This is a genomic window from Mesorhizobium sp. (assembly GCF_004962925.1).
In the GTDB taxonomy this organism is placed as follows: Bacteria; Pseudomonadota; Alphaproteobacteria; order Rhizobiales; family Rhizobiaceae; genus Mesorhizobium.
The window spans coordinates 1-13,524 of sequence record NZ_SUEO01000012.1 but is presented as its reverse complement, the minus strand read 5'-3'; the positions used below and the strand labels follow the sequence as shown (position 1 = coordinate 13,524).

The 13,524-nt window shown below is 63.7% G+C and carries 16 protein-coding genes; 4 read left to right on the top strand and 12 right to left on the bottom strand.

Annotated features, from left to right (window positions below; genetic code table 11):
- Positions 1–6: 6 nt before the first annotated feature.
- On the top strand, positions 7–492 hold the full coding sequence (locus tag E5W87_RS04980; RefSeq protein WP_292394596.1) for a MarR family winged helix-turn-helix transcriptional regulator: 486 nt from the start codon (positions 7–9) through the stop codon (positions 490–492).
- 231 nt (positions 493–723) lie between these two features.
- On the opposite strand, the gene E5W87_RS04975 is transcribed toward E5W87_RS04980, so the two are convergent.
- The 5 genes from E5W87_RS04975 to E5W87_RS04955 form a co-directional block, all read right to left on the bottom strand.
- Positions 724–4,107, bottom strand: coding sequence for an AAA family ATPase (locus tag E5W87_RS04975; protein ID WP_292394595.1), 3,384 nt, complete (start codon positions 4,105–4,107; stop codon positions 724–726).
- A gap of 172 nt (positions 4,108–4,279) precedes the next feature.
- Entirely contained in the window at positions 4,280–4,705 is a 426-nt protein-coding gene (locus tag E5W87_RS04970; protein WP_292394594.1) for a DUF1178 family protein, read from the bottom strand.
- Positions 4,702–5,568, bottom strand: a complete 867-nt coding sequence (locus tag E5W87_RS04965; protein ID WP_292394592.1) for a carbon-nitrogen hydrolase family protein — start codon at positions 5,566–5,568, stop codon at positions 4,702–4,704. Before E5W87_RS04965 ends, E5W87_RS04970 begins: the two co-directional genes overlap by 4 nt.
- A 10-nt stretch (positions 5,569–5,578) precedes the next feature.
- Positions 5,579–5,848 (bottom strand): glutaredoxin 3, encoded by a 270-nt coding sequence (gene grxC / locus E5W87_RS04960; RefSeq protein ID WP_127295405.1) that lies wholly within the window; start codon positions 5,846–5,848, stop codon positions 5,579–5,581.
- Positions 5,849–5,878: 30 nt separating this feature from the next.
- A complete protein-coding gene (locus E5W87_RS04955) occupies positions 5,879–6,664 on the bottom strand; it encodes a ComF family protein (RefSeq protein WP_292394589.1) in 786 nt (261 codons plus the stop codon).
- Positions 6,665–6,717: 53 nt separating this feature from the next.
- Between E5W87_RS04955 and E5W87_RS04950 the strand changes: the two genes are divergently transcribed.
- Positions 6,718–7,578 (top strand): methyltransferase domain-containing protein, encoded by an 861-nt coding sequence (locus E5W87_RS04950; RefSeq protein WP_292394587.1) that lies wholly within the window; start codon positions 6,718–6,720, stop codon positions 7,576–7,578.
- A 34-nt stretch (positions 7,579–7,612) separates the two neighbouring features.
- Here the strand turns inward: E5W87_RS04950 and E5W87_RS04945 are convergent, their stop codons facing one another.
- The 6 genes from E5W87_RS04945 to E5W87_RS04920 form a co-directional block, all read right to left on the bottom strand.
- Positions 7,613–7,792: a Flp family type IVb pilin gene (locus E5W87_RS04945; protein ID WP_127295399.1), complete on the bottom strand. Its 180-nt coding sequence runs from the start codon at positions 7,790–7,792 to the stop codon at positions 7,613–7,615.
- 98 nt (positions 7,793–7,890) lie between these two features.
- Positions 7,891–8,220, bottom strand: a complete 330-nt coding sequence (locus E5W87_RS04940) for a hypothetical protein (RefSeq protein WP_292394584.1) — start codon at positions 8,218–8,220, stop codon at positions 7,891–7,893.
- 112 nt (positions 8,221–8,332) lie between these two features.
- Positions 8,333–8,755 carry a (deoxy)nucleoside triphosphate pyrophosphohydrolase gene (locus E5W87_RS04935; RefSeq protein WP_292394582.1) on the bottom strand — a complete coding sequence of 141 codons (423 nt, stop codon included), beginning with the start codon at positions 8,753–8,755 and terminating at the stop codon, positions 8,333–8,335.
- Complete coding sequence (locus tag E5W87_RS04930; RefSeq protein WP_185928366.1) at positions 8,752–9,531, bottom strand: GNAT family N-acetyltransferase; 780 nt, start codon at positions 9,529–9,531, stop codon at positions 8,752–8,754. The genes E5W87_RS04935 and E5W87_RS04930 overlap by 4 nt, the downstream gene beginning before the upstream one ends.
- Positions 9,531–10,772 (bottom strand): bifunctional glutamate N-acetyltransferase/amino-acid acetyltransferase ArgJ, encoded by a 1,242-nt coding sequence (gene argJ / locus E5W87_RS04925; protein WP_292394579.1) that lies wholly within the window; start codon positions 10,770–10,772, stop codon positions 9,531–9,533. The genes E5W87_RS04930 and argJ overlap by 1 nt, the downstream gene beginning before the upstream one ends.
- 108 nt (positions 10,773–10,880) lie before the next feature.
- Complete coding sequence (locus E5W87_RS04920) at positions 10,881–11,162, bottom strand: hypothetical protein (RefSeq protein ID WP_292394577.1); 282 nt, start codon at positions 11,160–11,162, stop codon at positions 10,881–10,883.
- Between the two features lie 114 nt (positions 11,163–11,276).
- On the opposite strand from E5W87_RS04920, the gene E5W87_RS04915 reads away from it, so the two are divergent.
- Both E5W87_RS04915 and E5W87_RS04910 read left to right on the top strand, forming a co-directional pair.
- A complete protein-coding gene (locus E5W87_RS04915) occupies positions 11,277–11,873 on the top strand; it encodes a TetR/AcrR family transcriptional regulator (RefSeq protein WP_292394575.1) in 597 nt (198 codons plus the stop codon).
- Between the two features lie 17 nt (positions 11,874–11,890).
- Positions 11,891–12,874, top strand: coding sequence for a glycosyltransferase (locus E5W87_RS04910; RefSeq protein ID WP_292394573.1), 984 nt, complete (start codon positions 11,891–11,893; stop codon positions 12,872–12,874).
- 45 nt (positions 12,875–12,919) lie between these two features.
- Here the strand turns inward: E5W87_RS04910 and E5W87_RS04905 are convergent.
- Positions 12,920–13,524, bottom strand: a 605-nt coding sequence (locus tag E5W87_RS04905; protein WP_292394571.1) for a peptidylprolyl isomerase, incomplete at its 5' end; no start/stop codon positions are given.

The following is a 13,524-nucleotide window of genomic DNA, read 5'->3' as shown; positions in this document are numbered from 1 at the left end:
AGATAGATGGATCGCGCAGCGAAGGCCATCGAGCAATGGAAAAGAGAACGGCCGGATCTCGATGTCTCTCCGATGGCCGTGCTTGGACGGTTGAACGAAGCCTCGTCGCTGATAGCACGAGAACGCCTCGCTCCGCTGTTTGCCCGTTTCGGACTGCAATCCGGGGAATTCGATGTGCTGGCGACGCTGCGCCGTTCCGGATCACCTTACGCGCTGACGCCAACCGCCCTCTATGAAGCGACGATGGTGACGTCGGGCGCCATGACCAACCGGCTCGACCGGCTCGAACAATCCGGATTGATCATGCGCGGGCCGCATCCCAACGATCGGCGCGGGATTGTCGTGCAACTGACCGCAAAAGGTCTCGCCTTGATCGATGAGGCGGTCGCCGCTCACGTCGCCAACGAACACGAGATACTTTCTGGCCTGACGCGCCCGGAGCAGGAGACGCTTGCTCGCCTGCTTGAGAAATTGATAGGCAGCGTGAGCTAGGGTGGAAATCTGACGGTTAGTACCCCAAACTAAACTACCGCTCAGGGTGGAAAGACGAAATTCCCATCCGTTCCCCCAACGGGGACAAACGCACCATGTTCGGACGTTTGTCGCCACGCTAAAGCCAAGGCCGGTATCGAACCAGACCGACAACAAGGGCCGATCCTTATAGTCCATGAACGCTGGTCGGAGCCGGCGGCCTTGGGCTGCCGTGAGCGTCGAGGTTTGTGATCACGGTTGGCGACCGTCAGCCTCGCAAAGGACCCGTTGGGCCGATTGCAAGTCCGATGTCGCGAATCCTTCGGTAAACTTGCTACAGAGGGGCGCGAGCAGGTCATGAGCTTCGCCGCCCCGATTCTGCGCGATCTGTAGTCGGCCGAGACTTGTCGCCGCGCGCAACTCCCACAAGTCGGCGTGTTGCCCTCGAGCTAGTTCGGTCGCGTGCCGGAGCCGTGCTTCCACCCCGGCTCGATCAACCATCGGCAGCTGAAGCATCAGTTCGCCTGTCAGCCGATGCAGCTCCGCCTCGAACCACCGCTCGCCGGTTTCGCGCACTTGACTCAGCGCGTCGGTCAGCAAATCTAACCCCATCTTAGCTTTGCCGGCTTGGGTTTCGAGATGTGCGAGCAAGCTTAGAAAAAATGGAACCAGGAATCTCGCTCCGGTCGCCTGCCACGACCCCAAACCTTCTTGAACCTGTGTGATGGCCGCCTGTAACTCGCCTGTCTCGCCCAGCGTCCAGCCTCGAATGACCATGCCTGCTCCAAGAAAGTGTGGAGAGCCCTGCGCTCTTGCGAGCGTGATCAGCGAATCTGCGCGTTCCCGGGCTTCTCGCCAGTCGCCGCGAAGCTGCGACAGGATGCAGCCATAAAGCAGGGCATAGCCGAGGGTGTTGCGGTGGGACAGGTCCCTTGCGTCCGTCAACGCCTCGTTGCTCTTCGTCTGGGCTCGATCGGGATAGCCAAGAGCGAACAGGGTCCAGGATAGGACGGACAGCCCTGCCACCCGGGGGTCCTGAGCAAACAGGAAGGCGAGGGAGCGGTGTTGCTGCGGGTCATAAAGGGCGAGCGACCTCTCCAGATATTCGCGAGCGATGACCATCTCGCCGCGAAGGAAGGCATCGGTTCCGACGATGCGGTTGCCGACGGTCTCAGCCGACACATCCCGTTCTTCCCGAGCGCGACGGAGCAGCTCCTCTCCTGCCTTTCGCCCCGCGTCCAACTCCGCGCGCACGACGTGGAAGACCCAGTCCCCGTAGAGGACAGGCAACAGCCGATTTGAGCCACCGAGCCGCTCGCATAATTCGCGCGCTCGCGCGTTGGTGCGCCCGACCTCCGGCGCTGCCCAACCCTTGGCAGTCATCAGGGCGACGCCAAGAGCGATTTGCAGGTCGAGTTCCTGCCGCCACCGTGCGGCATCATCAGGTAGGGCCTCAAGCAACTCCAGCCCTCTTGTCAGATGGGTGATCGCTTCCGCCGTTGCGGAGCGAGCAATCTCCGCTTGTCCGGCCCTGAACCAGTAATTGATTGCCGGTTCAGGCAATCCCGCCTCCGCGTAGTGCTGGGCTAGAAGTTCGGGTTGCCCCTGGACGATTTCCGGGAAACGGTGCTCGATCGCCCTGGCGATCCCCGCATGCAAGCGCAGCCGTTTCGTCCGCACAAGCGTCGCATAGGCCGCATCGCGTACAAGCGCGTGCTTGAAGCTGTAGGTCGCCTGCGGCGAAATCCCGTGACGGAACACCAATCCTGACGCAATGAGGTCGTCCAGTGCATCCTCCACCTCGCCCTTCGGCAACGCCGCGGCTGCCACGAGCAACTCGTGTGAGAATTCTCGTCCGATAGCGGCTGCAAGCTGTGCTACCTCCCTGGCGGGGGCCAGTCGGTCGAGCCGAGCCAGTAGCGACTCCTGAAGCGTGGCTGGAATTGCGATGGCTGACAGCGGACTGGCGAGAGCGTAGTGGTCGCCCTCGTCCTTGAGCAAGTTGGTCTCGATCACGGCCCGCGTCAGCTCTTCCACGAATAGAGGCACGCCGTCTGTCTTTGCGACGATCTCACTGAGCACTTCGGTGGGCAGTGCCCTGCCGCCGGTCATCCTCTCGACCATAGCTGTGCCTTGCCGCCGGCTCAAACGACTAAGCGTCAGCGCGGTGACATGAGCATAGCGCAGCCACGGTGGCAGGAACTCAGAACGGAATGTGATGAGCACCAATACCCGCGAGTCCTGCACGCGATCAATCACAAGATCCAGCAGCTCCAGCGAGGTCGGATCCGCCCAGTGGACGTCCTCATACACGGCCAAGATAGGCTGATGCGCCGCGAGCCCCATGAGTTGATCGACTAACGCCTCCAGCGTCTGCTCTTTCTGCCGATGCGGACTCAACTCCAAGGGCGGATAGCGGTCGCCCGCTGGAATCGACAACAGCACCGCGAGCAAAGGGGCCACGCCGGCGACGTCTTCAGTTGAAAGCGCGACCAGCGCCTCGAGTTTGTTCAGTCTCGCTTCGAGGGGATCGCCTGCGGCGAACCCGGCCGCCCGCTCCAGGAGGCCGATCACCGGATAAAGCGGACTGGTCTGATAATATGGCGAGCAGTAGTGACTCACAGTCGTATGCGGCTCGCTTTCCAGCCGCCGGCGCAGGGCCCGGACAAGGCGCGACTTGCCGATACCGGGCTCGCCCGCGAGCAGCACCACCTGGCCTTCGCCTTCCTTGACTGCTTCCCAGTGCTTCAGCAGGAGGCCGATCTCATGGTCGCGACCGACGAGCGGGGTCAGGGCCGCCCCGTGCAAGGCTTCGAAACGGCTTTCTGCAGCGCTTTCACCGAGCACGCGCCAAGCGCGTACGGAACTAGGAAAACCCTTCAGCGGCTGGAAACAGAGTTCGACAAGATCAAACAGGCCACCGATTAGCTGCCGGGTGCGGGATGCCACCACCACGGTTCCAGGTTCGGCCAGACTTTGCAGTCGCGCCGCTAGATTGGGCGTGTCGCCGACGACCGTCTCCTCACGCGCTGCACCTTCACCAACCAACTCGCCGACAACCACCAGGCCGGTGGCGATGCCGACCCGAGCTTGAAGCGTCCCACCGTGCGGTGGTTGCAGACCCCGCACTGCCTCGACCGCCGCCAGCCCCGCCCGCACGGCCCGTTCGGCCTCATCCTCGTGAGCACGCGGATAACCGAAGTATGCAAGCACGCCATCGCCCATGTACTTGGCAACGTGTCCCTCGAACCGCGCAATCGCGCCCGCCACCGCACCCTGATAGTGCCGCAGCAGTTCGCTCATCTCCTCTGGGTCAAGCCGTGACGAGAGCGCGGTCGACTCGACGAGGTCGACAAACATCACAGTGAGCTGGCGGCGCTCCGCCGCCGGGAGTGACATCGGCGTCCCGCTGGCGGCCGGTGCATCCCCGGCTGGGCTGGTCGCCTGTTGAACGGTCTCGCGCAGCGCAGCAATCGCGGCGAGCAGTTTACGGCGGTGACCTACTGAAATGACGCCAAGCCCAATCAGGTCTTCGGCGGTAAGATCCCGAAGTATTTCGGGATCGATGTCGTTTTGCTGGAACACTTCCTCGTACTGTTCCAGTCCTTGATCGCGCAGCCAGGAACCGACCTCCATGGCTCCTCCTCCGTCTGCTCGGAGCGCACGTCCAACAGCATACTCCAGAAGCCTTTGAACGGCACGAAGAAACTCTTTTGCGACGTTCGGACATGTGACGGAGACGACCGGATTGGGTCGGAAGCGGAATCCCGTCTCGGGTACCAAGCGTCCGGTTTTCACCGCTAGCCTGTCAGTTGCGCTCGTCGGGGAAGCTTGGGATCGGCATGAATTCGACGCCGTCCTCGACCAGGCTCTTCGCCTCCTCCAGCGTCGCCTCGCCATAGATGCCGCGCGGATCGCTCTCGCCGAAATGGATCTTGCGCGCTTCCTCGGCAAATTTGTCTCCGACATAGTCGGCATTCTCGCGCACCTTCTCGGCCATCGCCTTCAATTGTGCCAGCGCCTGCTTCTGGGCCTCGCCCATGGCGAGCGCGATCTTTTCCTGTTTGCGCCCGGTGGAGACGGCCGGGGCCATCAACGCCTTCTCGACCTTGTGCGAGCCGCAACTCGGGCAATCGACAAAGCCACGTTTCTTCTGGGTGTCGAAATCGTCATTACTGCGAAACCAGCCTTCGAATTCGTGCTCGTGCTCGCAGATCAGGGAAAAGCGGATCAAGATGCTGCACCCCTAAGCGGCAGTGCCTGAGCCGGTCCGCCGTTCACGGCAAAATCCCGCGCATTTTTCAGGTTTGGGATCTTCTTGCGCGCGGCGACCGACTGCGCCAGGTCGATCTCGGCGACGATCACGGCGGGCTCGTCATGTGCGGCCTCGGCGACGATGCGACCCCAGGGATCGACGATCAGCGAATGGCCATAGGTCTCGCGGCCGTCCTCGTGCAGTCCGCCTTGCGCCGCGGCGACGACATAGGCGCCGTTTTCGATGGCGCGCGCCCGCAGCAGCACATGCCAGTGCGCCTCGCCGGTCTGGCGGGTGAAGGCGGCGGGCACCGAAAGCAGGTCGGCGCCGGCCAGTGCTTCGGCGCGGAAGAGCTGCGGAAAGCGCAGATCGTAGCAGACGGCGAAACCCAGCCTCGCGCCATCGATCTCGGTAACGATAGCCTCGGTGCCCGGCTCGTAGGCGGCGGATTCGCGCCAGCTCTCGCCATTGTCGAGATCGACGTCGAACATGTGGATCTTGTCGTAGGTAGCAATCGTGGCGCCGTCCGGCCCGAACAGAAGCGCGCGGTTGGCGAGCTTGCCGTCGGCGCGCAGGATGGCGGTCGAGCCGATATGCAGGTAGACGCCAAGCTCTTTCGCCAGCTTGCGCGAGGTCGAAACGATGATGTCCTTGTCCTCGGACGTGAAGGAGGCGGCCCGCGCCTGTTTGTCGCGGACCAGGGCACCGGTCATTTCCGGTGACTGGATATAGGTGGCGCCTTGGCTTGCCGCCTCGCGCACCAGCCGCTCCAGATCGACCGCATTTCGCTCGGGGCTGGTGCCCGAACGCATCTGGATCGCCGCCGCCTTGAAAGCACCCATCGTCATGTCCTTAAATAGTCGAGCCGTTGGCGAGCAGACGGTCCAGCCGGCCCTCCGCCTCCAGTTCGTGGAGATCATCGGAGCCGCCGACATGTGTGTCGCCGATGAATATCTGCGGAAAGGTCGAGCGGCCATTCGCGCGGGAAATCATTTCCCGGCGCAGTTCCGGCGAGAAGGAGGCGTCGTGCTCGGTGTACGCGACGCCCTTGCGCTCGAGCAGCCGCTTGGCCGCCGCGCAATAGCCGCACATCACCCGTGTATAGATCGTCACGTCGACCATCGGTCAGCAATCCTGCCTTGTCTCAAAATCTTATATAGTCGCGGACTCGTCGGCCCGAAAGTCCCCCGGCAGCACGCGCGCAAAGGTCAGCACGTCGACGGTCCCGGCACCGCCCTTCTTCAGCGCCTTGGCGACCGCTCGGACAGTGGCGCCGGTGGTATAGACATCGTCGATCAAGAGCACCCGGCGGCCGGCGATCTCGATCTCCGCCTCCTCGGGCACTCTGAATGCAGCACGCACATTCTCCTCGCGTTCCCGCCGCTCCAGCCCGACCTGCTGGCGGGTGAGCTTGACGCGCCTGACCGCGGAGGGTGCGAAAGGCAGGCCGCCAAGCTGCGATACCGCCCTTGCCAGCTCCGCCGACTGGTTGAACTGACGCCTGAAAAAACGCCGCCAGTGCAGCGGCACCGGCACGACCACATCGGCTTCCGCGATCAGTTCGGCGCCGGCGCGCAGCATCCAGCGCGCCATCCACGGCGCCAGATCGGTGCGATCCTGGTATTTCAGCCCTTGCACCATCTGGCGGGCGACACCGGAGTAAGCGACCGCGGCCCGCGCGTGCTCGAAGGGCGGCGGGTCGGCGATCGCCTCGGCCGACAGGAACCCCTCGCCCATGTGATGGATGAACGGCGTGCCCATCACCGGGCACCATGGCCGTTCCAGAAGCCTGAGCTTCGGCCAGCAGGCGCCGCACAGCACGCCGGGCTGCGAGACATGCCGGCGGCAGCCGGCGCAAACCGGCGGAAACAGGATGCGCGCCGGCCAGTCCAATGCCTTTCGAGCGATACTCTTGATATCTGGCATTGGATCGGCCACGTGATTGGTTCTCCGCCACCCTATATCAGAGAGCGGAAACCAGGAACCTGCCGTTGCAGCCCATAGTCGACACCTCTCTCTGGCTGACGCACAAGCGCCGGGCCCTTGCCCGTCCGGCTGCCGATGCGGATTTCCTGATGCGGCGGGTAGCCGACCGGCTGGGCGCCGTGGAGCGTAAATTTGACAGAGCGGCCGTGCTGTTTTGCCAGACGCCGGCGGCAGTCGACGTGCTCGCGGCAAGCGGCAAGGTGACGGACATCGCGCGCGTCGAAGCGGATGCGGCGTTCCTGGCCGATGCCGCGGGATTGGTGGCGCCGCTGGAGACCGTGCCGTTCGAGCCGGAAAGCCTCGATCTCGCCGTGTCTCTTCTGTCCCTTCAGGCAATGAACGACATTCCCGGCATGCTGGTGCAGATCCGTCGCGCACTGAAGCCGGACGGTCTTTTCCTCGGCGCCTTTGCCGGCGCCGGTACGCTTTCCGAGCTGCGCGAAAGCCTGCTCGCCGCCGAGACCGAGCTTTATGGCGGCGCCAGCCCGCGCGTCATCCCGTTCACCGACGTGCGCGACGCCGGGGCGCTTCTGCAACGCGCCGGCCTGGCTTTGCCGGTCGCCGATGTCGAGACGGTGACGGTGCGCTACGATTCCCTGTTCGGCGTGATGGCGGACCTGCGGGCGATGGGCGAGACCAGCGCCCTTATCGACCGTAGCAGGCGACCCGGGACGCGAAGGCTGTTTGCCCGCGCCGCCGAAATCTATGCCGAACGATTTTCGGATGCCGATGGCCGCGTCAGGGCGAGTTTCCCGATCGTCTGGATGTCAGGCTGGGCGCCCGACGCCTCGCAGCAAAAGCCGCTGAAGCCCGGCTCGGCGAAAATCTCGCTGAAGACAATACTGGAAAATCCCGGCGGGCGCTGACCGGATTCTACGGATGCGGGTGCCCCCGTCGTGATCACTGCGCGAAAGCGTTGACAAGCCTGCTGTTGTTGTCGCTGAACAGCCATTTGAGGGCATCGAACACTTGGCCGGCCCCGCCAACGATGGCGAGCGACAGCACGGTCACGATGACGCTGTACTCTATGACCGTCGCGCCGGTTTCGTCTTCCCAAAATCGTTGCAGCAATATTTTCATGGCCGTCGATCCCGCCTGCCGGAACCCTAGTGCCGACCTGTTAAGAAAGGTTAATGGCACAGGCTTAACAGGCGATGAAACGACCGCTTTAAACCATGTCAGCAGTCGCCGCTGCGCTTGCCATTGTCGCGTATCACGCAGACCGAACTGGGCAGCGGCTGCAGCACGCTCCTGCGCAGCGTGTAAGTATGGCCGATCGGGCCTGTGTTCCCGATCGAGCCCGTGCTCATCCTGTCGAGGCCGCCGGCAAAATCGGCGCGGCCGGACTGCAATCGCGTCCGGCTGTCGAGTAACGGCGTCGCGATCAAGGCCAGTGCCACCGCGGCCGAGCCGAACAGCAGCGTGATCCGCAATATGCCCATCCCGACATGGACAGCGCTTTCACTGCGGTCGGGCCGGATCGAATCCCAGTCCCTGTCGAGGCTCATGCAGTCGCTCTCCGGCGAAGGCCTGAACATGGCCTTCCCTCGATTTCCATACCGTCAATTTTTCACGGCAAGATAAATCTTCCATTAACGCTGTCGGGCAGTGAACGCACAATCACAGAAGATCGATGAGGAACTGGATCAGCGGCGCGTCGGCCGGCGGCATCGGAAAATCGCGCATCTGGCGCGGCCGCACCCATTTCAGCACTTGCCCCTCCTTCGGCTGCGCGATGCCGCGGAAGCGACGGCAGACGAACAGCGGCATCAGCAGGTGAAAATCATCGTAGGAGTGGCTGGCGAAAGTGAACGGCGCCAGGCAGGGAATATCGGTGTCGATGCCGATCTCCTCGTACAACTCCCGGATGAGGCATTCTTCCGGCGTCTCGCCGGGCTCGACCTTGCCGCCCGGAAACTCCCACAGGCCGGCGAGCTGCTTGCCTTCGGGCCGCTGCGCCAGAAGCACGCGGCCGTCGGCATCGACCAGCGCGCAGGCTGCGACCAGGAGCAGGCGCTTACCGGCAGGATTCGGGCCGGTCATGCGCCGGGCGGCCGGCGATAGTGGTAACGGTAGACTTCATCGAACCCGAGCGAACGATAGAGCGCCAGCGCCGGCGCATTGTCGGCCTCGACCTGCAGCCAGGCCTCCCGGGCGCCGCGCAGCCGCGCCCATTTCAGCGCCGACAGGATGAGGTGGCGGCCATGGCCCTTGTTGCGCACCGATTTGTCGGTGGCGATCTCGAACAGTCCGGCAAGATCGCCATCATGGACGCAGATCAGCGTCGCCAGCGGCTCGGTGCCCTCTTCGAGCGCGAACAGCCCGGCTTCCGGCTGGATGGCGCCGATGATCTCCGACAGGCCCGGCCGCAGCGACACATCCGAGCCGCTCACCTTGAGCGACGCCCCGATGAAGCGGCTGATGTCCTTCAGCGGAATCTGGTCCATGGCGGCATCGAGCTGGGCGTCCGCGAGCGGCAGCCGCATGACTAGCGATTCGTCGAATGTGCTCCAGCCCTCGCTGTCGAGATGTTTGGAAAGGACCGGCCCTGACAGCGGCGATATGCGAAAGGTCAGCGGCCGGCCATAGGCGTCGAAACGGCGGCTGGCGCGGCCTATGCGATCGGCAATGTGCTGGATATCGCCCGGATCGAGCGGGTTGACCGAATTCAGTCGCTTGGCCGGATGACCCGCCGTCAGCCGCACCACCCAGGTGCCGTCATAATGGACGGCCGCCGCCGGCCAGGCGCGAAAGCCGGCCGCCTCGTAGCGCCGCACGATGGCAAGCACGCTTGCCGGATGTCTGGAAACCAACGCCATCAGCTCCGATAATCGCCGTTGATGGCGACATACTCCTTGGTGAGGTCGCAAGTCCACACCGTCGCCTTGCCGCGGCCGATGCCGATATCGGCATGGATGCGGATCTCGTCGCGCTTCATATAGGCCGATGTCGCCTCCTCGGAGTAGGCGGCATCGCGCTCGCCCTGATGCGCCAGCCTGATATCGCCGAACCAGATCGACAGAAGGTCGCGGTCGGCCGGTTCGCCGGCCTTTCCGATGGCCATGACGACGCGGCCCCAATTGGCGTCCTCGCCGGCGACCGCCGTCTTGACCAGCGGCGAATTGGCGATCGACAGCGCGATGCGCTTGGCCGAGCGGGCCGATTTTGCGCCGGTGACGGTGACCTCGACCTGCTTGCGGGCGCCCTCGCCGTCGCGCACCACTTGCAGCGCCAGCGATTTCAGCACCTTGCCGAGCGCGCGGCGGAAGGCGCCGAGGCGCGCGTCCCCGACATCCGTGATATCAGGCGCGCCGCGTCTGGCGGCAGTGCCGGTGGCGAACATCAGCAGCGTGTCGCTGGTCGAGGTGTCGCTGTCGACGGTGACCGCATTGAAGGTCTTGGCGGTGCCGCGCGACAAAAGATCCTGCAGCACGGGCGCTGCGATCGGCGCGTCGGTGGCGATAAAGGAGAGCATCGTCGCCATGTCGGGCGCTATCATGCCGGCGCCCTTGGCAATGCCGTTGATGGTGACGTCGGCGTCGCCGAGCTTCACCGTCGCGGTCGCCAGTTTCGGATAGGTGTCCGTGGTCATGATCGCCTTGGCGGCTTCAGTCCACAGATCCGGTCTGCCGTCCTTGACCAGTCCGGCGAGCAAATGGCTGAACTTGCCGGCATCCAGCGGCTCGCCGATGACACCGGTCGAGGCCAGAAACACCTCGTCCGGCGCGCAGCCCGCAGCCTTGGCTGCAGCCTCGCCAGTCATCGCCGTGGAGGCTCGGCCCTTCTTGCCAGTGAAGGCATTGGCGTTGCCGGAGTTAACGACCAGGACGCGCGCCTTGCCCTGCCCAAGGTTCTGCCGGCAGAAATCGACCGGCGCCGACGGGCATTTCGACTTGGTGAACACGCCGGCGACCGTGGTGCCGGCATCGAAGACCATGGTCAGCAGGTCAGTGCGGTTCTTGTACTTTATCCCGGCCTCGGTGGTGGCGATGCGGGCGCCCTCGATATCAGGCATTTTGGGATATTTCTTCGGCGCGAGCGGCGAAATCGTGGCTGACATGAAGGCCTCGGGCGGGGAAAACGCAAGGGAAACGCCGGTTTGCCCGATAGCGGGCGCCGGCGCAAGGGCGTTTTCCCGGCCGTTGCGGGCGGCACCGGCAGCTACGCCCTAAAGGCCGTTTCTGGAAAGGAAACTGCCGGCAGCACCCTCGCATCGTGGGGCAGGATTGAGGAACCCTCGGAACATCCTCTGCACGCCCGGAATGAGCCCCCAGATCATGATCGAGACCATCAACGGGGCGATGACCAGCGTGCGCTGCCAGATTTCCCATTCCTCGGTCAGCGGGAACACTGCATAGAGGATGGCTGTGATCAGCGGATAGACGCCGGCAAGCACCAGCAGGGCAAAGCGAGGGCGCGAGAAGCGGGTGGCGGCGGCAGTCGAGGTCATTGCTCTCTCCTTATCGTTACGAAACGTTCCGTTATATAAAACGGACCGTTCCGTTTTCGTCAAGAGGTCCTATATGAATGCTGAGGGGAAACTTGCCGGCGAGGGAAATGGCAGATGGGTGAGGACGCAGACCAGGCCCGCAAGTCAATTGGCGCGCGGCGTAACCCCGATAGCGCCGACGCCATTCTCGACGCCGCCGAGGCGGTGCTGGTCGAGGCCGGTTATTCCAGCTTCTCGATCGAAGCGGTGGCGCGGCGGGCCCGTGCTGGAAAGCCCACGATCTATCGCTGGTGGCCGAGCAAGGCCGCTTTGCTCTTCGACGTCTATCAGCGGCTCAAGCGCGTCGAGTACCCCGATACCGGAAACCTCGAGGACGATCTCGTCGGCTTCCTGAAGAACCTGTTCTCACACTGGCGTGAGACATCGTCAGGCAGCGTCTTCAGGTCGCTGATCGCCGAGGCACAGTCGGATGCAACCGTGGCCGCCGTCCTTGCCGACTACACGAAAGGACGCCATGCCCATACCGGCCAGATGGTCGAACGCGCCAAGGCAAGAGGCGAGGTGGCGGCCGACGTCGATCCCATGCTCGTCGCTGACCTGGTCGCCTCCTTTGCCTGGACGCATCTTTTGACCAATCGCCTCCACGAAGACGAAACGACCATACGCAAAGCGGTCCGCTACGTGGTACAAGGCATCGCTCACAAGCGTTGAATGGGGGGATCGGCGGCTTGCTTGAAAGAACATCTCCAGTGCTGCCCGTCAGCCTGATCATCGTTTCCGACTATCTGACGTCCGACGGCGACGCGGAATTGCGGCGCTCGTTGTGCGCCTACGCGCAGGACACGCGCGGCGTGCCGGCCGAGATCGTCATCATGCTGCCCGGCGACCCTGGTTCAGAAGGCGGGCATGCCTCAAAAAATGGGCATGCCTCCGCAATCGAGGCCGAGCTTGCCGGCAAGGCCGCATATCTCTGCCCGTCGGTGATCGTAGCCACGCATGACAGCGACGAATCCTCGCAACTGAAGGACGCTGCGCTGTCATACTGCCGCCATGACCTCGTTGCGGTGGTCGAAGCCGATTGCCTGCCCGGTCCGGGATGGCTAGCGGCGTTGTACGAGACCGTCGAGAAAAACCCGAAGCTCGACGCGGTTTCGGGGCGGACCAGCTACGGCGAAGAGAGCATGATGAAAAGGGTGATGTCGCTGCTCGACCGCGGCTTCATCGAGCGCCGCAACACACTTGGCCAGATCATTCATGCCAGCAACAATGGCGCGCTTTATCGACAGTCGGTGCTTGAGCGATATCGCTTCGAGGCCGACCATGGGCCCTTCGTCAGCTCGCATCTGCGCCAGCACGCCATGCTTAGGGACGGTGTGGCGATGGAGCTTGCCGCCCAAGCCGTCTCGATCCACGCCTATGAGGGACTGGGGTTCATCTGGGATGTCCGGCGCAACAAGGGCTTCCAGTTTGCGCGGATGCTGCTGCTGCGCAAGAAGCATCGCTGTTCCAGGCTCGGCCTGGCCGTTCGTGCCGTGGCGACATCGTTCAAGGAAAACCGCCAGACCGCGCAAGCCGTGGGCAATGAGTTCTGCCGATGGACGGACTGGCCGCTGTTCTGGGCAATGATGCTTCTGGTGCGGATCCCGGAATTCACCGGCGCACTCGCCGCCGGCGATCCGGCGGCATTCAAGGCGTCGACGCACTATAGGTAAAGCGACAGGACGCCGTGCGGCGCCCTGTCGTGGCGGAGCAATGGCCTACTTGGTGTTTTCCAGCGCGTCGACCGTCTTCTTCAGCTTTTCGTCCGGAATCTCGACTTTGGCGTCGGCGCGCAGCGTCTTGACCAGCGCGATGTACTTGTCGCGGATGACCGCCTGACGGGCCTGATCCTTGACCTGGTCGTATGCCGGCGGCTGCTTGGTGCGCTTGTCCTCGACCCGGATGACGTGCCAGCCGAACTGCGTTTGCACCGGCTGCTCGGTGTATTTGCCGACCGCCAGCGCGGAGGCCGCCTTGTCGAATTCCGGCACCATCTGTCCAGGACCGAACCAGCCGAGGTCGCCGCCGCTGGTCTTGCCGCTCGGATCGCTGGTGTGCTCGTTGGCGAGCTTCTGGAAATCGGCGCCGCCGTCGAGCTGCTTGATGATCGCGTCGGCCTCTTCCTTCGTCTTCACGAGGATGTGACGGGCATGCACCTCGTTGGTCGGCGGCGTGTTGGCGATTTCCTGGTCGTAGCGGGCGCGAACCTCGGCATCGGTGACCTTGTCGACGACATCCTTCTCGACCATTTCGCCATGCAGCGCGCGCTGCTGCAGGAATGCCATGCGGCGCTGGAAGTCGGGATCCTTGTCGAGGCCGGTGG